Raw genomic sequence first — 18,994 nt, 5'->3', positions numbered from 1 at the left:
ATCGACGGCGACCGACTGCGCGCGCTCGCCGAGCCGTTGCTGAAGAGCGGGTACGGCCAGTACCTGCTGGACCTGTTGCAGGAGGAGAAGTCCCGGTGAAGTTCCGTGAGTTGGCGATCGAAGGGGCCTTCGAGATCACCCCGCAGCTGCACGGCGACCCGCGCGGCCTGTTCACCGAGTGGTACCGCTTCGACCGGCTGGCCGAGCGCGTCGGGCACCCGCTCCGACTCGCCCAGGGCAACCTCTCGGTGTCCGCCCGGGGCGTGGTGCGCGGCATCCACTTCGCGGACGTGCCGCCCGGCCAGGCCAAGTACGTGACCTGTGTGCGCGGCGCGGTGCTGGACGTGGTGGTCGACCTGCGGGTCGGCTCCCCCACCTTCGGCCGCTGGGAGGGCGTCCGGCTGGACGACACGGACCGCCGCGCGGTGTACGTGCCGGAGGGCCTGGGCCACGGCTTCTGCGCACTGACCGACGACGCGACGCTCTCGTACCTGTGCTCGGAGACGTTCAACCCGGTCGGCGAGCACGGGGTGCACCCGCTGGATCCGGACCTGCGCATCGAGTGGCCGGCCGAGCAGCCGCAGCTCTCCGCCCGGGACGCCGCCGCGCCCTCGCTGGCCGAGGCGCTGGCGAGCGGCCTGCTCCCCTCGTACGACACGTGCACGGAGTACACCGCCGGGCTCTGAGCCGGCCGCGGCGGGCCGGTGGTGCACCGCCGGCCCCGGACAACGCGGAAGGGCCCGCCCTCCCCGTCCTCGCGGACGGAGGGGGCGGGCCCTTCCGTTTGCCTTGCGGCGAGCCTGTCTACGACGGACCAGGGTCAGATCGTCACTTGACGATCTTGGTGACCTGGCCGGCGCCGACGGTGCGGCCACCCTCACGGATGGCGAACTTGAGGCCCTCCTCCATGGCGACGGGCTGGATCAGCGCGACGGTCATGGCGGTGTTGTCGCCCGGCATGACCATCTCGGTGCCCTCGGGGAGGGTCACGACGCCGGTCACGTCCGTGGTACGGAAGTAGAACTGCGGGCGGTAGTTGTTGAAGAACGGGGTGTGGCGGCCACCCTCGTCCTTCGACAGGATGTAGGCCTGGGCCTCGAAGTCGGTGTGCGGCGTGACCGAACCCGGCTTGATGATGACCTGGCCGCGCTCGACGTCCTCGCGCTTGATGCCACGGAGGAGCAGACCGACGTTCTCACCGGCCTGGCCCTCGTCGAGCAGCTTGCGGAACATCTCGATACCGGTGACCGTGGTGGTGGTCTTGGTGGTCTTGATGCCGATGATGTCGACGGTCTCGTTGACCTTGAGGACACCACGCTCGATGCGACCGGTGACGACGGTGCCACGACCGGTGATCGTGAAGACGTCCTCGATCGGCATCAGGAACGGGAGCTCGGTGGCACGGGCCGGGGTCGGGATGGCCTCGTCCACGGCGGCCATGAGGCCGAGGAGCTTCTCGCCCCACTCCTTGTCGCCCTCGAGCGCCTTCAGCGCCGAGACGCGCACGACCGGCAGGTCGTCGCCCGGGAACTCGTACTCGGAGAGGAGCTCACGGACCTCGAGCTCGACGAGCTCCAGGATCTCCTCGTCGTCCACCATGTCGGCCTTGTTCAGGGCGACGACGATGTAGGGGACGCCGACCTGGCGGGCCAGGAGGACGTGCTCCTTGGTCTGCGGCATCGGGCCGTCGGTGGCGGCGACGACGAGGATCGCACCGTCCATCTGGGCCGCACCGGTGATCATGTTCTTGATGTAGTCAGCGTGACCCGGGCAGTCAACGTGGGCGTAGTGACGCGCCTCGGTCTGGTACTCGACGTGAGCGATCGAGATGGTGATACCGCGCTGACGCTCCTCCGGCGCCTTGTCGATCTGGTCGAACGGCGTGAAGGGGTTGATCTCCGGGTACGCGTCGTGCAGCACCTTGGTGATCGCCGCGGTCAGCGTGGTCTTACCGTGGTCGATGTGACCGATGGTGCCGATGTTGACGTGGGGCTTCGTCCGCTCGAACTTCGCCTTCGCCACTGCAGTCCTCCTGAGGACAGTTCTGTACGCCGTACGACGTCAGTTGGTCTTTGATCGGGATTGGGAACGGGGCGCTGGTAGCGCTCCATGCCGTCCCGCGGGGTGGGGTGCCGGGAGGGCCCGGGGGAATCCGTGGGGATTCGCCCCGGGTTACCTCCTTCTAGCCTAAGGGGTCTGATTCGTCCCGAATAACGGGCCGAACCGTTGACCGGCGGTGCCGGCCTTACTCGCCCTTGGCCTTGGCGATGATGTCGTCCGCCACGTTCCGCGGAACCTCGGCGTACGAGTCGAACTGCATCGAGTAGCTTGCGCGACCAGAGGTCTTGCTGCGCAGGTCACCGACGTAGCCGAACATCTCGGAGAGCGGCACGAGCGCCTTGACGACGCGCGCACCGTGACGCTCCTCCATGGCCCGGATCTGGCCACGGCGGGAGTTGATGTCGCCGATCACATCGCCCATGTAGTCCTCGGGCGTGGTGACCTCGACGGCCATCATCGGCTCCAGAAGGGCCGGACCGGCCTTCCTGGCGCCTTCCTTGAAGGCCATCGAACCGGCGATCTTGAACGCGAGCTCGGACGAGTCGACGTCGTGCGACGCACCGTCGAGCAGGATCACGCGGACGCCCTGGAGCGGGTAGCCGGCGAGCACGCCGAACTCCATGGCCTCCTGGCAACCGGCGTCGACCGAGGGGATGTACTCCTTCGGCACGCGGCCACCGGTGACCTTGTTGACGAACTCGTAGCCCTCGCCGGACTCCAGCGGCTCGATCGCGATCTGGATCTTCGCGAACTGACCCGAACCACCGGTCTGCTTCTTGTGCGTGTAGTCGATGCGCTCGACGGCCTTGCGGATCGTCTCGCGGTACGCGACCTGCGGCTTGCCGACGTTGGCCTCGACCTTGAACTCACGGCGCATACGGTCGACGAGCACCTCGAGGTGCAGCTCGCCCATACCCGCGATGATGGTCTGGCCGGTCTCCTCGTCCGTGTTGACCTGGAAGGACGGGTCCTCCTCGGCGAGACGCTGGATGGCGACACCCAGCTTCTCCTGGTCACCCTTGGACTTGGGCTCGATCGCGACGCGGATGACCGGGGCCGGGAAGTCCATGGACTCCAGGATGACCGGCTGCTTCTCGTCGGACAGCGTCTCACCGGTGGTGGTCTGCTTCAGGCCCATGACGGCGATGATGTCGCCGGCGCCCACCGAGTCGATCTCCTCACGCTTGTTCGCGTGCATGCGGTAGATCTTGCCGATGCGCTCCTTCTTGCCCTTGACGGAGTTCAGCACCGAGGTGCCGGACTCCAGGCGGCCGGAGTACACGCGGACGAAGGTGAGCTTGCCCAGGTGCGGGTCGGACATGATCTTGAACGCCAGGGCGGCGAGCGGCTCGTCGTCCGAAGCCTGGCGGACGATCTTCTCCTCGTCGTTGCCCGGCTTGGTGCCCTCGATGCCCTCGATGTCCAGCGGCGACGGCAGGTACTTCACGACCGCGTCGAGCAGGGGCTGAACGCCCTTGTTCTTGAACGCGGAGCCGCAGAAGATCGGGGTGAAGTTCGAGGCCAGCGTGCCCTTGCGGATCGCGGCGATCAGCAGCTCCTCGGGGATGTCCTCGCCCTCCAGGGCGATCTCCATCACCTCGTCGCTGACGTTCGACACGGTGTCGATCAGCTGCTCGCGGTACTCGGCGGCCTTGTCGGCGAGGTCGGCCGGGATGTCGACGGTCTCGTACATCTCGCCCTTGGGGGCGTCCGGCGACCAGACCAGGGCCTTCATCTTCACCAGGTCGACGACGCCGACGAAGTCGGACTCCGCGCCGATCGGGAGCTGCATGACCAGCGGGGTGGCGCCGAGGCGGTCCACGATGGTCTGCACGCAGAAGTAGAAGTCGGCGCCCGTGCGGTCCAGCTTGTTGATGAAGCAGATGCGCGGGACACCGTAGCGGTCAGCCTGCCGCCACACGGTCTCGGACTGGGGCTCGACGCCGGCGACGCCGTCGAACACCGTCACGCCACCGTCGAGCACGCGCAGCGAGCGCTCCACCTCGACGGTGAAGTCGACGTGGCCGGGGGTGTCGATGATGTTGATGGTGTTGTCGACGCCGTCGAGCGTCCAGTGACAGGTCGTCGCGGCCGACGTGATGGTGATGCCGCGCTCCTGCTCCTGCTCCATCCAGTCCATCGTGGCAGCGCCGTCGTGGACCTCACCGATCTTGTACGAGACACCGGTGTAGAACAGGATCCGCTCGGTGGTGGTGGTCTTGCCCGCGTCGATGTGCGCCATGATCCCGATGTTGCGGACCTTGGCGAGGTCAAGGGAGGTTGCAGCCATGGTGGCTCGTTCTCTCTCTGTCTAGTGACGGGGTTCGGACTACCAGCGGTAGTGCGCGAAGGCCTTGTTGGACTCGGCCATCTTGTGGGTGTCCTCGCGGCGCTTCACGGACGCACCCAGGCCATTGCTGGCGTCGAGGATCTCGTTGAGCAGACGCTCGGTCATGGTCTTCTCGCGACGGGCGCGGGAGTAGCCGACGAGCCAGCGCAGCGCCAGGGTGTTGGCACGGCCGGGCTTGACCTCGACCGGGACCTGGTAGGTCGCGCCACCGACACGGCGGGACTTGACCTCGAGGGTCGGCTTGACGTTCTCCAGGGCGCGCTTGAGCGCGACCACCGGGTCGGCGCCGGTCTTCTCGCGAACGCCCTCGAGGGCGCCGTACACGATCCGCTCGGCGGTGGAGCGCTTGCCGTGCAGCAGGATCTTGTTGACCAGCGAGGTCACCAGCGGGGAGCCGTAAACCGGGTCGATGATGACCGGGCGCTTCGGGGCGGGGCCCTTACGAGGCATTCTTACTTCTCCTTCTTGGCGCCGTAGCGGCTGCGGGCCTGCTTGCGGTTCTTGACACCCTGGGTGTCAAGGGAGCCGCGGATGATCTTGTAGCGGACACCAGGAAGGTCCTTCACACGGCCACCGCGGACCAGCACGATGGAGTGCTCCTGCAGGTTGTGGCCCTCGCCCGGGATGTAGGCGGTGACCTCGATCCCGCTGGTGAGGCGCACACGGGCGACCTTACGAAGCGCCGAGTTCGGCTTCTTCGGGGTGGTCGTGTACACACGCGTGCAAACGCCGCGACGCTGGGGCGAGCCCTTCAGAGCGGGCGTCTTGTTCTTCTCGACCTTGTCCTGCCGGCCCTTTCGGACCAGCTGCTGGATCGTAGGCACCGTTTCTCCGTTTTCTGTGTGCCAAGGCTGCGTAAAACTAACCTGCGGCGCCCTCGACGCTCCGACCCACGCGGTCGGGCGTGTTGAACCCTCTGGCGGAGGAATCGCGGAATCCCATGAGCTGATGAACAGCGACGGCGCTCGCACGGCGAGAGCGGGATCAGCGCTCTGCTACGGCGGCCGGTCTACTGGCACGCACAAGGACCCGGGGACACCCCAGGCACGAATCAGAGCGTACCTAGCGCATCGGCGGCGGTCAAAACAAATGCAACGCCGCTGCTCACCCGGGCGAGCCTGGGATCACCTGAACGGTGCGGGAACGTCCGGAGGTCGTACCACACATCCGTGACGGCCGCCACTTCTCACGCCCGGCGTCCCGACCCCCTCGGGGCGAATCGGACACGCCGCGTCAGGCGGTGGACACCACGGCCAGCAGCATCATCATCGCCCAGCCGGCCACCGAGAGCCAGCCGATCACCAGGCCTGCGGTCGCCATGCCGTCGCCCTCCTCGCGGCCGGAGCGCAGCTGCGACTTCGCGATGTGCCCCGTCACCACGGCCGGGATGCCCAGCGCGCCGAAGGTCGGCACACAGAGCAGGCCCAGCACCATCGAGGCGATCGCCATGCCGTTGGTGCGCGGCGGCGCGTACACCGGCGGGGGCATGAAGGTCGGCGGGACGACCGGCACGGCCGCGCCCATCGGCGCCACCATCGGCCCGGACGGCAGGTCGGCGACCAGCTGGGCGAGCTGACCGTACGTCTGCGCACGGTGCGCGACGTCGAAGCGCTGCGAGTACTCCTCCGCCGTCAGCCGGCCCTCGGCGTAGGCGGCCTTCAGCACGTCCACCGTCCGCTCGCGGTCCGCGTGGGCGGCGCGCATCGCCGACTGCGGGGTCTGGGCCGGCTGCCAGGGCTGCGGCGGCGGCCCGAACGGCTGCTGCGGCTGCCTCCACGGCTCTACGGCCATGCGGCCACCTCCCTGACACCCCGTCGCGCATCGGCTGCGCGTGCTGCCCCTACAGAATGCAGGACGAGTGGCGGTCCCGAGTAGTTGCCGGAGAACTGCGTGATTCACTCCGCGGTGGCCCGGGGCCCGTCCGCGGGCCCGGCCGCCGCCGTCGGCGCTCCGGCATCATGGACGGCGGGTGCGGTCGACCGCCGACGGAAAACGTCGACGGACATCGCCGACGGACGTGGACGGAAGAGGCATCGTGGGCAGGCGCAGCAGCAGGGGCGGGCAGGAGTCCGCCGTCGAAGGGCTGCTGGCCCGGGCGGTGCAGCAGGTCGTGGCGGCACCCGCCGGCACGCTGGAGTACGCGCTGGACGGCGGCGCCTCGCTGCTGGCCGCGTCGGCCGAGCAGTGGCCGGAGGTCGGCCGGGCGCTGCTGGCGTTCGCGGAGAGCGCGGTCGGCCGGTGCTGGACGGCCGGCTGGCGGCCCGCCGACCTGGCGCGGGTGGTCCGGCGCGAGCTGGGGCCGGTGCACCTGGCGCTCGCGGTGGACCTGATCGCGGCGGAGGGCCGACGGCATCCGGCGGCCTCGCTGGACCGGCGCTGGCACGAACAGCTGCGGGAGCTGGCGGTCGAGGTGTGGTGGGGGACGGACGAGGCGTACCTGCCGGAGTTCGCCGGCCGGCACCGGCTGGACCGGTTCGCGGTGGCGACGGCCGCGCTGGAGCTGCTGCGCGCCTGGGCGCTGCTGCCACCGGTCGAGCCGGTCGGGCCGGCGCCGGGGCGGCCGGGCGCCGCTCGGGCCGCTGCCCCGGCCGGAGCGCGGTCGGCGGGCGAGCCGCGGATGCTCGGGCGGATCCGGGCACTGCTGGCGAAGGCCGAGTCGACCGAGTACCCGGACGAGGCGGAGGCGCTGACCGCGAAGGCCCAGCAGCTGATGGCGCAGCACTCCATCGACGAGGCGCTGCTGGCGGCGGGCGGCGCGGCGAAGGACGCGCCGGCGGCGCTGCGGATCGGGGTCGACCAGCCGTACGAGAGCCCGAAGGCGATGCTGCTGGACGCGGTGGCGGCGGCCAACCGGTGCCGGGTGGTGTGGGCGAAGGAGTTCGGGTTCTGCACGGTGGTCGGCTTCGACGCCGACCTGGACGCGGTGGAGCTGCTGTACACCTCGCTGCTGGTGCAGGCGACGACGGCGATGAGCCGGGCGGGCAGCCGCCGGCACCAGGACGGCGCGCCGCGGACGAAGGCGTTCCGTCAGTCCTTCCTGATCTCCTATGCTGCGCGGATCCGGGAGCGGCTCACCGAGGCGACCGAGCGGGCGACGGCGGAGGCCGCGGCCGGCCGGCACCTGCGCGAGGACGGCACCTCGGAGCAGCTGGTGCCGGACGAGCGCCTGCTGCCGGTGCTGGCCGCCCGGGGGCAGGCGGTGGACGACACGGTGGGACGGATGTTCCCGAAGCTGGTCTCGCAGCGGGTGCGGGTGAGCGACGGCGAGGGCTGGGCGGCCGGCCGGGCCGCCGCGGACCGTGCGGCGCTCGACGGGCGCGCCGGGGCGATCGAGGGCTGAGGCGGGTCTCGGCCCGGGTCCCGATCCGGGTTCCGACACGGGGCCGACACGAGGTTCGACGGAGGGGGAGAGTGTGGCGGAGTACCGGGACCGGGTGCGCGGCTCGCTGGTGGGCGGGGCGCTCGGCGACGCGCTGGGCTGGCCGGTGGAGTTCAAGCGGCTGGACGACATCAGGGACCGCTTCGGGCCGCAGGGGCTGCGGTCGCCGGCCGCGGGCGGCCGGGGCGGCGAGGTCACCGACGACACCCAGATGACGCTATTCACCGCCGAGGGCCTGCTGCGCGGCGGCTCCCGGGAGGACGTCCACCGGGCGTACCGGCGCTGGATGCTGACCCAGCGGCTGCCGGGGCCGGAGCGCCACCCCGACGGCTGGCTGCTCGCGCAGGACTTCCTGTACGCCTCGCGGGCGCCGGGGACGGCCTGCACGAGCGGGCTCGCCGGGTACGGATACCTGCCGGCGGTGGCGTACGGCCGGCACGGCGAGGTGAACGCGCAGTCGAAGGGCTGCGGCACGGTGATGCGGTCGGCGCCGTTCGGGCTGGCCGGGCTGGGTGTCCGGCGGGCCTTCGAACTGGCGGCGGACTGCGCGCAGCTGACGCACGGGCACCCGACGGGCTATCTGGCGGCGGGCGCGTTCGCGGCGCTGGTCGAGCGGCTGGTGCACGGGGCGGAGCTGCGACAGGCGGTCGAGGAGGCCGTGGAGCAGACGGCGGCGTACCCGGGCAGTGAGGAGACAGTGGCGGCGCTGCGGCGGGCGGTCCGGGTGGCCGGGCTCGGTCCGGCGTGCCCCGAGCGGGTGGAGCAGGTCGGGCTTGGCTGGATCGCCGAGGAGTGCCTGGCGATGGCGGTGTACGCGGCGCTGGTCGGTGCCGACGCGCGCGAGGCGCTGGTGCTGGCGGCGAACCACTCCGGGGACAGCGACTCCACCGGCGCGGTCTGCGGCAATCTGGTCGGCGCGATGTACGGCGTCGCCGGTCTGCCGGCGGACTGGGTCGCCGAGGTGGAGGGCGTGCAGGTGGTGCTGCGGGTGGCGGACGACCTGGTGGCGGCGTTCGCGGAGGGCGACCGGTCCGCCCTGGGCGACCGCTATCCGCTGCCGGAGCCCGTCGCCGAGCCGGCCGCGGTGCCCGTCGCTCCTGCGGCGCCGGCCGCTCCCCCGGTTCCGCCGGCGGGCCGGTCGCGGTTCCGGACCAGGGACTGATCCGGTGGGCCTGAGCCTGGAGAAGGTGGCGGCGGCGGCGCCCGGGCTGGTCGGCCACTACGGCTCGGCGCGGGTGAGCCTGGAGAAGTCCGGGCTGGGCGGGGCGCGGGCCGCGGTGTACCTGGTGCTGGACCGGTCGGGGTCGATGCGGCCGTTCTACCGGTCCGGCGCGGTGCAGCGGTTCGCCGAGCAGGTGCTGGCGCTCTCCGCGCACCTGGACGAGGACGGGCGGGTGCCGGTGGTGTTCTTCTCCACCGAGGTGGACGGCGTGGCCGAGCTCGTGCTCGGCCGCCACGACGGCCGGATCGGTGAACTGCACGCCGGGCTCGGACACATGGGCCGCACCAACTACCACCTGGCGATGAAGGCGGTGGTCCGGCACCACCAGCTGTCCGGAGCCGGGGTGCCGGCGCTGGTGGTGTTCCAGACGGACGGCGGCCCGACCGCACGCGGTGCGGCCCGGGAGCTGCTGTGCCTGGCGGCCGAACTGCCGATCTACTGGCAGTTCGTGGGCTTCGGCGATCCGGCCGACCAGGAGTTCGCCTTCCTGCACCGGCTGGACGAGCTCCCCGTCCCCGCCGCGCGGCCGGTCGACAACGCGGGCTTCTTCCCGGCCGGCCGGGACCCGGGGGCCGTCCCGGACGCCGAGCTGTACGACCGACTGTTGGACGGCTTCCCCGAGTGGCTGGCGGCGGCCCGGGCGGCGGGCATCGTGTCGGACTGAGCAGGAGTCAGTCCCAGAGTGCGCCGAGGGCGAGGAGTTCGTCGCGGTACTCGATCCGCCCGGCCCACTCGGCCGGCCAGGCGGCCTCGCCGTGCCGGGCGCCGGCGAAGGCGCCGGTGAGGCAGGCGATGGAGTCGGAGTCGCCGGAGGAGAAGGCGGCCCGGCGCACCGCGGCGACCGGGTCGTCGGGCAGCAGCAGGAAGCACAGCAGGCCGGTGGCGAAGGCCTCCTCGGCGATCCAGCCGGCCCCGGTGATCTCGCACGGGTCGGTGTCGAGGGAGGGCCGGGCGAGGGCCGCGTCCAGCCGGTCGAGGACGAAGAGGCACTCGTCCCAGCCGCGGGTGACGAACTCCTGCGGTGAGCGGTCCTGGGCGTGCGCGGCGAGGTCGCCGAGCCAGAACTCGTCGTAGCGGGTGCGGTGCTCGGTGGCGTACGCGCGCAGCAGGCGCGGCAGTTCGGCGGGGGCGGCGCCGTCGACGAGCAGCCGGACGGTGTACGCGGTGAGCACGCTCGCGGCCAGCGCGGTGGGGTGGCCGTGGGTGAGGCCGGACTGCAGCTGGGCGGCTCCGTGGAGCTGGGCCGGGGTCAGTTCGCGGACAAGGCCGAGCGGGGCGACCCGCATGTTGGCGCCGCAGCCCTTGGAGCCGGTGTCGCTCGCCTCCTGCCAGCGGAGGCCGTCCTGGCTGAGCCGCCAACAGGAGCGCATGCACGTCCGGCCGGGCGCGCGGGTGTTCTCCGGCGAGCGCCACCAGTCGACGAACTCCTCGCGCAGCGGCCGCTCCAGGCGCAGCGGGGTGAGCGGGCCGCGCTCCAGGGCGGTGCGCAGGGCCCGGCCGAGGGCGAGGGTCATCTGGGTGTCGTCGGTGACCCGGGCCGGGTCGGGCAGCGGCAGCCGGCGCCACTCGGGGCAGCCGGCGGTGATGCCCGCCATGGTGTCGAACTCGGTGGGATGTCCCATGGCGTCGCCGATCGCCAAGCCCAGCAGTGCCCCTGTCGCCGCTCCCACGGCACCCTCCTCAGACTTCGACCACCAACGCGTCGAGTCCGCGGATCACGTACCCGGGGCGCCAGTCGGGCTCGCGGACCGGCCGCAGGCCCGGCGCCCGGCGGAGCAGTGCTCCGTAGGACTCGTTGAGCTCCAGTCTGGCGAGCGGGGCGCCGAGACAGAAATGGATTCCGGCGCCGAAGGTGATGTGCGGGTTGTCGGTGCGGCCGACGTCGAGCCGGTCGGGGTCGGTGAACCGCTCGGGGTCGCGGTTGGCGGAGCCGAAGAGCAGGGCGACCTCGGAGCCGCGCGGGATGCGGACGCCGCCGACCTCGATGTCCTCCAGCACCCAGCGTTCGAACATCTGCAGCGGGGTGTCCCAGCGCATCAGCTCCTCGACGGCCGTGGGCAGCAGTTCGTCCACCGAGGCGCGCAGCCGGGCGAGTTCGCCGGGGTTGCGGAACAGCGCCCACCAGCCGTTGCCGGTGGTGTTGACGGTGGCCTCGTGTCCGGCGTTGAGCAACAGGACGCAGGTGGAGACGACCTCCTGTTCGCTGAGCACGTCGCCGTCGTCGGCGACCAGGGCGAGGGCGCTGATCAGGTCCTCGCCGGGGTCGGTCCGGCGCTGCCGGATCAGGGCGCGCAGGTAGTCGGAGAACTCGGTGCTGGCGCGGACGGCGCGCTGCGCGGTCTCCTCGCTCGGGTTGAGTTCGAACATGCCGGTGATGTCGGCGGACCAGGGGCGGAGCAGGTGGCGGTCACCCTCGGGGACGCCGAGCATTTCGGCGATGACGGCGACCGGCAGCGGTTCGGCGACCGCGGCGATCAGGTCGCCGCCGCCGTCGGCGAGCAGGCCGGTGACGAGGTCGTCGGCGAGCCGGGCGACGGTGGGGCGCAGCGACTCGACCCGGCGCGGGGTGAAGGCCTTGGCGACCAGCCGGCGGATCCGGGTGTGGTCGGGGGCCTCCAGGTCGAGCAGGCCGTGGTCGTTGAGGGTGTGGAAGGGCTCGTGCGCGGGGTCGGGTTCGGGCCGGCCGAACTCGGCGTGGGTGTAGCGGTGGGTGTAGGTGCGGCCGAGCCGGCGGTCGCGCAGCAGGGCGGAGACGTCGGCGTGCCGGGCGACCAGCCACTGCCGGCTGGGCTCGTACCAGCTGACGGGCGCCTTCGCGCGGAGTTCGGCGTAGGCGTCGTACGGGTGGGCGACGAAGGCCGTGGACCACGGGTCGAAGGCTGCTGTCGGCACGGTGACCTCCCTGCTGCTCGGGCGCTGCCATGCTACGCGCGGCACCCGGACGGGGCGGCCGGGGTGCTCGGGCCCGGCTGGTAGCGTGCGGGCCGCACATCGAGCGGGCGCGTTCGGGGGTGGGCCGTCGGGTGCCCAGGCGCGCGCCGAAGGGGGACTGATGCGTCGTCGATTCCTGGGCGTCCGGCTGGCCGTGCTGCCGGTCGCCGTTCTGCTGGCCGCGGTGCCGGCCTGCCGGGCCGACGGTGGGGCGGCGCCCGCCGCATCGGGCAGCGGGCCCGGCGGTGCGGCGGCGCCGCTCGCACCCGTGGTGCCCGGTGCCGGCGGTTCGATCGCCGGACCCGGCCGGCTGCTGGTCGCCTGGTGCGACCGGTGGGGTGTGGCCTCGCCGACCACCGCGGACGGCAAGGCGGACCTGGTGACCGTCCAGGCCGTCGTGGCGGCCGAGGGCCGGGTCTCGGACGAGCGGGCGGCCGTGCTGCCGGACGGTGCGACCGCGCCGGGGCTGTGCGGTCCGCCGCGCTACACCGCGGCCGCCGCCGAACGGCAGCGGTTCAACGCCGACTTCACCCTGCTGGCGGGAACGGTCCCGGGCCCGGGCGGCTCGGGCCGGGCCGCGGCCGCCTTCGCCCTGGCGGACGGCCGTGCCACCGCGGCCGAGCCGGGCGCCGTGCCGGACGGGCGCGGGGCGCTCTTCCGCACCGGCAGCTCCGTGCTCTGGTGGGCGACCGCCGACGGCAGGGCCGCCTCGCACGACCTGGCGGCGCCGGCGGCCGCGCCGGTCGACCGCGGTGCGGTGCCCGGCCCGGACTTCGCGCTGGACGGCGACCGGATCTGGCCGGCCCGCCCGCTGGAGACCAAGGCGGACGAGGTGGTGGTCGCGCCGGGCGGCGAGGTCGCGGCCGGGTTCGCCGACGGGGGCGCGGTGCTCTGGCACCGCGGCGATCCGGCGTCCTCGTACGGCCCCCGGTACGTCGAGCCCGTGCGGATCGGACGGGGCGACCGGGGCGGCGCGCTGCCCGGGTCCGAGCGGGTGCCGTGGTGCACGCCCCGGCTCTGGCTGGACGGGCGGACGCTGCTCTGCGCCTCCGAGGACAACCTCGACCGGGTGGTGTTCACGGCGGACTTCACCGCCGTCGAACGGGTGGAGCAGTTGCTGCCCGCCGACGGGCCGCGGCCGACCGACGCGGTTCTCTCCCCCGACGGGCACGCGCTCGCCTTCCTCGGCGTCCGCTACGGCGAGGCGGCCCTGTACCGGCTCGACCTGGCGCCGGGTGCCCGGCCGGTCGCCGTCGTCGGCCTCCCGTTCACCGCGCCGGTCCGCGGCCGGGCGGTGCTGCCGGGGACGGACCGCGGCACGCCGCGGTTGATCGCCTGGCTGTGACGGCGGCGGTCAGCCCAGGTCGCCGGCGACGATCCGGCGGACCAGCGGCGGCAGCGCCTGCGAGATGGGTTCGCGGATCACCTCGGCCGCGGCCTCGTCGTACGGCGTCGGGGCGGCGTTGACGACGATCAGCGTGGCGCCGTGGTCGACGGCGACCTGGGCGAGGCCGGCCGCCGGGTGGACCTGCAGCAGCGTGCCGACGGCGAGGAACAGGTCGCAGTTCTGGGCGATCGCCGCGGCCTGGGCGAGGACCCGCTCGTCGAGCATCTCGCCGAACATCACGGTGCAGGGCTTGAGCACGCCGCCGCAGTCGAGGCAGGCCGGGTCGGGTTCGCCGGCCTCGACGCGGGCGAGCGCCTCCGCCATCGGGGTGCGCACCCGGCAGCGGACGCACTGCACCCGGTGGGCGGTGCCGTGGAGTTCGAGGACCTTGCGCTCCGGCACGCCGGAACGCTGGTGCAGGCCGTCGACGTTCTGGGTGAGGACGCGCACCGGCAGCCCGGACCGCTCCAGTTCGACCAGGGCGAGGTGCCCGGCGTTGGGTTCGGCGCCGAGCGCGCCGGTCTCCCGCCGCAGCTGCCAGGAGCGCCGGCGGACGTCCGAATCCGCGAGGTAGGGGCCGATGGTGACCAGCTCCTGCGCCTTCGGATCGCGCTGCCACAGGCCGTTGGGGCCGCGGTAGTCGGGGATGCCGGAGTCGGTGGAGATGCCCGCGCCGGTGAGGACGGCGATCAGGGGCCGCTTGGCGTTCATGGCCGGGACGCTACGCGGGCGCCCGACGCGGCCGCCACTGATTACCTGCCGTGCCGGGCCGCCTCGTGGGTGTCCTTCAGGGGGTGGGAGGGGTCAGGATGCTGCCGCGGGGGCCGCGGCGGTTGCCGAAGAGCGAGGTGTCGACGGGCCGGGGCGGCGCGGGCCGCAGCCGCGGCACCGGGATGACGCCTCGTTCGTCCAGGGCCGCCGACCAGGCGCGCAGCTCGGGGCGAGTGCCGAACGGGCCGGCGGCCTGCTGCCAGAGCCGTCGCACCGCGGCATCCTGCCGGTCGTTCAGCACGCCGGGCAGCGGCACCAGCGGTGTGCCCGGCGCCAGGTAGGCGTTCTGCGCCAGTACCCGGCCGACGGCCAGCGCCGCCTTGTAGCGGTCGCTGTCCACCGTGGCGTCGCTGCCGAACGGCGAGAGCGGGTCGTCCCAGTCCGGGGTCTCCGCCTGTTCCAGCACCGGGCGGGCACCGGCCCGCCGGATGCCGTCGCAGTCGATCAGGAACACCTCCGGCTCGGGCACCACCGTCCAGAGGATGTTGGCCTGCGAGAGGTCCCCGACGACCAGGCCGTGGCGGTGGAGTCCGGCGAGCAGGTCCACGATCGCCCTGACGAGTGCCAGGCGCTGCGCGGGTGCCGGCCGCACCACACCGGCGGTCGCCGGCCGCTCCGGGTGCAGCAGGTACTGCAGCTCGATCAGCTTCCGGCTGCCGGCTCCGGTCTGCCAGCGCATGGTCTCCGGGGCGGCGCGCATCAGGAAGCCGGTGCACCGGCCGCCCTCGAGCACCCGGGCCAGCGGCCAGGCCGAGCGGGCGTCCAGCGCCCCGCGTCCGGTCTCGTCGAGGCCGCGGCGCAGCTCCACCAGGTCGGCCAGTGCGGCCCCCTGCACCCGGGACGGCTCCAGGTACTCCTTGTACAGCAGGTCGAAGCCGCCGTGGAGCCGGTGGATCCGGCCCTGGCCGCCGGAGCCGACGATCCCGTCGAGGGCGAGGTCGGCCCGGTCGACGTCCCGTCCGTCGGCGACGGCGGCGGTCACCGCCCCCCTCACTGCGCGCCCTCCCAGAGGCAGACCACGCTGCGGTCGTCGTCGTAGCTGCGGGCCCGGATCTGGGCCTGCCAGAGGAAGTCGGCGAGTCCGGGCACCTGGCCGGTGCCCCACTGCCGGGCCAGGAAGTCCGCCACGGCCGGTTCCTTGGTCAGCGGGTTGGCGAGGCCGTCGGTGCACATCACCAGGAGGTCGCCGGGCTGCCCGTCGGTGATCAGCTCGGCGACCGGGGCGCCGAAGTTCACCGGCAGCGCCTCGGTGCCGGTGTCGAAGACGGCGCCATCGCCCGCGGTCTGCTCCAGCAGCACCCAGTGGCCGCCGCGCAGCCTGAACAGTCCGCCGTCGCCGACGGCGAGGAATCCGCGGACCGGGGACTGCGGGTCGGTCGGCACCAGCAGCGCCCGGAGCGTGGTGGAGTAGTCGGCCGGGGCGTGGCCCTGCTTGTCGGCCTCCTCCTGCAGCCGCGCGGCCACCCTGCCCATGACGACGCCGGCGTGGCGGGCGAAGGCGTCGCGGTCCCCGGCGAGCAGCGCCGCGGACAGCCGGTCGGCCTGCGGGGCCAGGCAACTGACCAGCAGTCGGCACGCGCCGGCCGAACCGCGGTGCGCGTAGCGGGCCGAGCCGACACCGTCGGCCACCGCGAGCACGGCGAGGGCGCCCACCCGGGCGAGCAGCACCGAGTCCTGCCGGCACTCCCTCGCGTAGCGGTGGGAGTCCCCGCGGAGCGAGGCGGCCCGGACGGTGGCGGCGCCGACGGTGCCGCCGTCGACCACGCTGTCGGGGACCATGACGGCGAACGGGTCCGAACCCACCTCGGTCAGTTCGCCCGGCTCGGCCGGGTAGGCGGGCGGGCGGGCACCGGCGTGCGCGGCGGGGCCGGGGGCGGGTTGCACGCCGGGGCGGTCCGGGTCCGCCCGCAGGACGGCGATGGGCATGGTCTCCTCCACCGCGGCCGACTGCCGCCGGCCCGCCGCCGGCGGCGCGTACCCGGCGGGAGCCGCCGCCGGGGCCTCGACCGGTCCGGCCCCCCAGAACCGCGGGTCGGGGTCCGTCGGGTATCCGGCCAGGTGGTCGACGTACAGCGGGGCCGACTGCTGCTCCCAGGGCCGGTCGGTCCGCCGGGTGTCCGGCGGCTGCGTCCAGGGCCAATCCCCCGCGGGGACGGTGCCGTGCGGGGCCGGGTGGACGGATTCGGCCCGGCCGGCGTGCTCCTCGTTCATCGACTGGTCGCCCCCGTTCACAGCTTGTCGAGGGAGACGCTGGTGAACCCGGGCACGTGGTCGTCGACCTGCAGGCTCATGCCCTCGCCCGCCCGGGCCCCGCTGGCGGAGCGGACGATCGAGCGGGTGAGGCTCCCGGCGAACTCCTTGAGCGCCTCGGCGGGCTTCACGTCGTCGCCCTGCTGCATGAAGGCCTTGAACGTGGCGACCTGGCCGATCACGGCCCGGTCCGCCGTGCCGATGCCGAACGCGATGATGTGCGGCCGGTACGCCGAACCGAGCAGTGCCTCGTGGGCCGTCTCCCAGTCGCCGTCGGTGGGGACGCCGTCGGAGAGGAAGAAGACCACCGGCCGGTAGACGTCGTGGCCCTCGGTCTTGAGCGCGGGGACGTCCCGCTCGATCGCCGAGCGGAGCACCCGGAAGGCGGCCCCGAAGGAGGTGAACCCGCCTGCCTCCAGCCTCGGCAGCTCACTCACCCCTCCGAGGTCGACCAGCGGCTGCAGCTCCGTGGCCTCGTCGGAGAAGCCGATCAGCGCGAAGCGGGTCTTGTCGGAGATCGTCGGGTTGGTGCTGATCTCGTGGTGCAGCGCGACGAGCGCGTCGTTGAGCACGTCGATCTCGCCGGACATCGAGCCGGACTCGTCGCACACCAGGTAGAAGGGCAGGATCTGCACTGCGCTGTGTCTCCAGGGTCGAGGGACTGGTCGGGAGCCGGAGGGGCTCACCGGGTGTAGAAGTAGATCTCCAGGGACGCGTGCCGGGGGTTGTCCTCCAGCGAGATGAAGTCCCGGGTGGTGGTCGCCGCGAACATCTCCGGCCGGGCCTGCGGCAGCAGCCCGTTGACGGTGTGCGCGTACGCCTGGCCGAGGCCGGGGTCGCGGTTGCTGCCGAAGGTGAGGACGGCGGCGGCCTGCCGGCCCGGGTACGCCTCGGTGGCCGTGCGGATCTGCGCGGTGGCCGCCGTCTCGTCGCCGGACACCTGGACGGTCACCGGGTCGTGCTCGACACCGCGCGGTCCCGTGCTCGTCGGAGACGGGCTCGCCGGGGCTCCGGCACTCGGGCTGGCGCTCGGGCTCTCGCTCGGCGCGGCCGAGGGGTGGGCGGACCGCTCGGCGGCGACCGGATCGCCCTGGTCGCCCATCGCCACCAGGGCCAGCACCAGCAGCATGTCGGCGAACAGCCAGCCCGCCATGCCCAGGCCCGTCCGGGCGCGTCCGGGGTGAGGCCGGCGGGTCACCGGGCCGCCTTGCGGAGCGTCAGCGGTTCCGCGTCGAGCAGGGAGGTGCCGGCCCCGGCCGGGCCGGCGGGGTGTGCCCTGGCGCCGGCGTCGGTGGTGGGCGCGGCGGCCGGCCCGGCCGGTGCGGGCGCTGCGGGCGCTGCGGACCGCTCGCGGAGGTGGTCGGCCGCCCGGCGGGCGGTGTCGTCGGCGTGCCGGGCGGCCGTGAGGGCCGCCGCGGACGCACGGCCGACCTGCTCGCCCAGGTCGGCGACGTGCCGGGCGAGTTCGTCGAGGCGTTCCAGCACCCGTCCGCTCACGTCGGCGGCGATCTCGGTCCCGGTGGTGAAACCCCGCTGCGCCGCCGCCAGGTCGCGGACGGCCTCCTCGACCCGCTCACCGGCATCGGCCAGTTCCGCGCCGACCGCCCGGGTGGAGTCCCGGACGGCGTCGGCCGCCTCGGCCATTCGCAGGCCGCTGCGGTCCACCAGGCTGTCGGTGGCGGCAGCGCCGTCGCGGACGGACCCCGCCACCTTCTCCGCCCCGGCGGCCACCGCCTGCTCCACCCGGCCGGCGGCCCGCTCGACGTCGCCGACCGCGGCCCGGAGCGGGGCCACCGAGGCGTCCACATCGGCGAGTTGCTCCCGGGCGACGGTGACGGTGTCGCGCACGGTGTCCGCCGCGCTGCCGAGCTCCCGCTGGACCCGCACCGCCTGCTCGCCGAGCCGCTCCAGGGTCTGTGCGGCGCCGGTGAGTTCGGCGGCGAAACGCTGCGGCGAGGCCCGCCGGTACTCGTACAGGGCGACCTGGGCGCGGGTCAGCAGCGGGGCGAGGCCGCCGAGGAGCGCGTCCGCCGCGCGGGCGGACTCGGCCTCCCGTCGTTCGGCGCCGCTCCGCTTGAGGCCGTGCACCACCGACAGCACCAGCAGCAGCCCGATCACGGCACTGGCGCCGGCGGCCACGTGGCCGAACGTCGCCCAGGAGCCGAGCCGCCCATCGAAGCCGGTCTGCCACAGCTGGAGGAAGGGGCGCCCCGCCTGCCGCGGGTCGCTTCCGATCAGGGCCTGGTACGCGCTGGTGGCGCGCATCAGGCCGAACCAGGTGACCAGCAGCGGCACGAAGACCAGGGCGCCGATGCCCACCTCGATCAGCGACCAGACCCTTGCCTCGCGCCGCCCGGCCGGCGTGATGCTCTCCGGGCGGACGAAGGAGTGGAGCAGGTCGAGCTCGGCCCACGGACCGGGGTCGCCCCGGCCGTCGAGGACGGTGGCCAGTGCGTCCAGTTCCGCCTGGCGGCCGCCGAGTTCCGGCCGTCCGGCGAGCGCGCGCAGTTCGGACGCGATCGTGACGTGATCAAGGAGCCCGCCCCGGGCCATGGCACCGTTCCCTCTCGCTGCTGCCGGTGTGCGCACAGCCCGGGACCGGGCCGGCTGCGGCAGGAGTCGTGGCGGCAGGGAGACACGCAC

At 73.4% G+C, this 18,994-nt stretch carries 18 protein-coding genes; 5 read left to right on the top strand and 13 right to left on the bottom strand.

Features of this window, described 5'->3' with window-relative positions:
- Window positions 1-95 precede the first annotated feature (95 nt).
- Window positions 96-686, top strand: a complete 591-nt coding sequence (gene rfbC / locus AB0P35_RS20610) for a dTDP-4-dehydrorhamnose 3,5-epimerase (RefSeq protein ID WP_363512447.1) — start codon at window positions 96-98, stop codon at window positions 684-686.
- 142 nt (window positions 687-828) lie between these two features.
- Here the strand turns inward: rfbC and tuf are convergent, their stop codons facing one another.
- The 5 genes from tuf to AB0P35_RS20585 all read right to left on the bottom strand — a co-directional run bounded on the left by tuf (window position 829) and on the right by AB0P35_RS20585 (window position 6,202).
- Entirely contained in the window at window positions 829-2,022 is a 1,194-nt protein-coding gene (gene tuf / locus AB0P35_RS20605) for an elongation factor Tu (RefSeq protein ID WP_095874437.1), read from the bottom strand.
- Window positions 2,023-2,245: 223 nt separating this feature from the next.
- On the bottom strand, window positions 2,246-4,351 hold the full coding sequence (gene fusA, locus AB0P35_RS20600) for an elongation factor G (protein WP_095874436.1): 2,106 nt from the start codon (window positions 4,349-4,351) through the stop codon (window positions 2,246-2,248).
- A 39-nt stretch (window positions 4,352-4,390) separates the two neighbouring features.
- Window positions 4,391-4,861: a 30S ribosomal protein S7 gene (rpsG, locus tag AB0P35_RS20595; protein ID WP_030263556.1), complete on the bottom strand. Its 471-nt coding sequence runs from the start codon at window positions 4,859-4,861 to the stop codon at window positions 4,391-4,393.
- 2 nt (window positions 4,862-4,863) lie between these two features.
- A complete protein-coding gene (gene rpsL, locus AB0P35_RS20590) occupies window positions 4,864-5,235 on the bottom strand; it encodes a 30S ribosomal protein S12 (protein WP_014144289.1) in 372 nt (123 codons plus the stop codon).
- A 409-nt stretch (window positions 5,236-5,644) separates the two neighbouring features.
- Window positions 5,645-6,202 (bottom strand): DUF1707 and DUF4190 domain-containing protein, encoded by a 558-nt coding sequence (locus AB0P35_RS20585; protein WP_257019163.1) that lies wholly within the window; start codon window positions 6,200-6,202, stop codon window positions 5,645-5,647.
- A 244-nt stretch (window positions 6,203-6,446) separates the two neighbouring features.
- Between AB0P35_RS20585 and AB0P35_RS20580 the strand changes: the two genes are divergently transcribed.
- From AB0P35_RS20580 to AB0P35_RS20570, 3 genes are all read left to right on the top strand, one after another.
- The gene (locus AB0P35_RS20580) at window positions 6,447-7,751 is read left to right on the top strand and encodes a DUF2786 domain-containing protein (RefSeq protein WP_363512444.1); all 1,305 of its coding nucleotides are present in this window, start codon (window positions 6,447-6,449) and stop codon (window positions 7,749-7,751) included.
- A gap of 73 nt (window positions 7,752-7,824) precedes the next feature.
- Entirely contained in the window at window positions 7,825-8,952 is a 1,128-nt protein-coding gene (locus AB0P35_RS20575; protein ID WP_363512442.1) for an ADP-ribosylglycohydrolase family protein, read from the top strand.
- 4 nt (window positions 8,953-8,956) lie between these two features.
- Window positions 8,957-9,676 (top strand): VWA domain-containing protein, encoded by a 720-nt coding sequence (locus AB0P35_RS20570; RefSeq protein ID WP_363512440.1) that lies wholly within the window; start codon window positions 8,957-8,959, stop codon window positions 9,674-9,676.
- Window positions 9,677-9,683: 7 nt separating this feature from the next.
- Here the strand turns inward: AB0P35_RS20570 and AB0P35_RS20565 are convergent, their stop codons facing one another.
- The gene (locus AB0P35_RS20565) at window positions 9,684-10,682 is read right to left on the bottom strand and encodes an ADP-ribosylglycohydrolase family protein (protein ID WP_363512438.1); all 999 of its coding nucleotides are present in this window, start codon (window positions 10,680-10,682) and stop codon (window positions 9,684-9,686) included.
- 10 nt (window positions 10,683-10,692) lie between these two features.
- Window positions 10,693-11,904 (bottom strand): cytochrome P450, encoded by a 1,212-nt coding sequence (locus AB0P35_RS20560; protein ID WP_363512436.1) that lies wholly within the window; start codon window positions 11,902-11,904, stop codon window positions 10,693-10,695.
- A gap of 160 nt (window positions 11,905-12,064) precedes the next feature.
- Here AB0P35_RS20560 and AB0P35_RS20555 point away from each other — a divergent pair, with 160 nt between their 5' ends.
- Complete coding sequence (locus AB0P35_RS20555; protein WP_363512434.1) at window positions 12,065-13,288, top strand: hypothetical protein; 1,224 nt, start codon at window positions 12,065-12,067, stop codon at window positions 13,286-13,288.
- Window positions 13,289-13,297: 9 nt separating this feature from the next.
- On the opposite strand, the gene AB0P35_RS20550 is transcribed toward AB0P35_RS20555, so the two are convergent.
- The 6 genes from AB0P35_RS20550 to AB0P35_RS20525 all read right to left on the bottom strand — a co-directional run bounded on the left by AB0P35_RS20550 (window position 13,298) and on the right by AB0P35_RS20525 (window position 18,904).
- Window positions 13,298-14,041 (bottom strand): Sir2 family NAD-dependent protein deacetylase, encoded by a 744-nt coding sequence (locus tag AB0P35_RS20550; protein WP_363512432.1) that lies wholly within the window; start codon window positions 14,039-14,041, stop codon window positions 13,298-13,300.
- A gap of 76 nt (window positions 14,042-14,117) precedes the next feature.
- On the bottom strand, window positions 14,118-15,083 hold the full coding sequence (locus AB0P35_RS20545; protein ID WP_363512430.1) for a hypothetical protein: 966 nt from the start codon (window positions 15,081-15,083) through the stop codon (window positions 14,118-14,120).
- 8 nt (window positions 15,084-15,091) lie between these two features.
- Window positions 15,092-16,312: a PP2C family serine/threonine-protein phosphatase gene (locus AB0P35_RS20540; protein WP_363512428.1), complete on the bottom strand. Its 1,221-nt coding sequence runs from the start codon at window positions 16,310-16,312 to the stop codon at window positions 15,092-15,094.
- 17 nt (window positions 16,313-16,329) lie between these two features.
- Window positions 16,330-16,986: a VWA domain-containing protein gene (locus AB0P35_RS20535; RefSeq protein WP_363512426.1), complete on the bottom strand. Its 657-nt coding sequence runs from the start codon at window positions 16,984-16,986 to the stop codon at window positions 16,330-16,332.
- Window positions 16,987-17,033: 47 nt separating this feature from the next.
- On the bottom strand, window positions 17,034-17,549 hold the full coding sequence (locus tag AB0P35_RS20530) for a hypothetical protein (protein WP_363512424.1): 516 nt from the start codon (window positions 17,547-17,549) through the stop codon (window positions 17,034-17,036).
- Window positions 17,546-18,904 (bottom strand): hypothetical protein, encoded by a 1,359-nt coding sequence (locus AB0P35_RS20525; protein ID WP_363512422.1) that lies wholly within the window; start codon window positions 18,902-18,904, stop codon window positions 17,546-17,548. Before AB0P35_RS20525 ends, AB0P35_RS20530 begins: the two co-directional genes overlap by 4 nt.
- Between the last annotated feature and the right edge of the window lie 90 nt (window positions 18,905-18,994).

Origin of the sequence: Kitasatospora sp. NPDC085879 (assembly GCF_040686255.1) — a bacterium.
Classification (GTDB): Bacteria; Actinomycetota; Actinomycetes; order Streptomycetales; family Streptomycetaceae; genus Kitasatospora.
This window is presented reverse-complemented; position numbering and strand designations above follow the sequence as displayed.

Coding starts and splice junctions, on each gene's coding strand:
- fusA (WP_095874436.1), bottom strand. CDS start 4,351: ATGGCTGCAACCTCCCTTGACCTCGCCAAGGTCCGCAACATCGGGATC.
- rpsG (WP_030263556.1), bottom strand. CDS start 4,861: ATGCCTCGTAAGGGCCCCGCCCCGAAGCGCCCGGTCATCATCGACCCG.
- AB0P35_RS20585 (WP_257019163.1), bottom strand. CDS start 6,202: ATGGCCGTAGAGCCGTGGAGGCAGCCGCAGCAGCCGTTCGGGCCGCCG.
- AB0P35_RS20555 (WP_363512434.1), top strand. CDS start 12,065: ATGCGTCGTCGATTCCTGGGCGTCCGGCTGGCCGTGCTGCCGGTCGCC.
- AB0P35_RS20550 (WP_363512432.1), bottom strand. CDS start 14,041: ATGAACGCCAAGCGGCCCCTGATCGCCGTCCTCACCGGCGCGGGCATC.
- AB0P35_RS20540 (WP_363512428.1), bottom strand. CDS start 16,312: ATGAACGAGGAGCACGCCGGCCGGGCCGAATCCGTCCACCCGGCCCCG.
- AB0P35_RS20525 (WP_363512422.1), bottom strand. CDS start 18,904: ATGGCCCGGGGCGGGCTCCTTGATCACGTCACGATCGCGTCCGAACTG.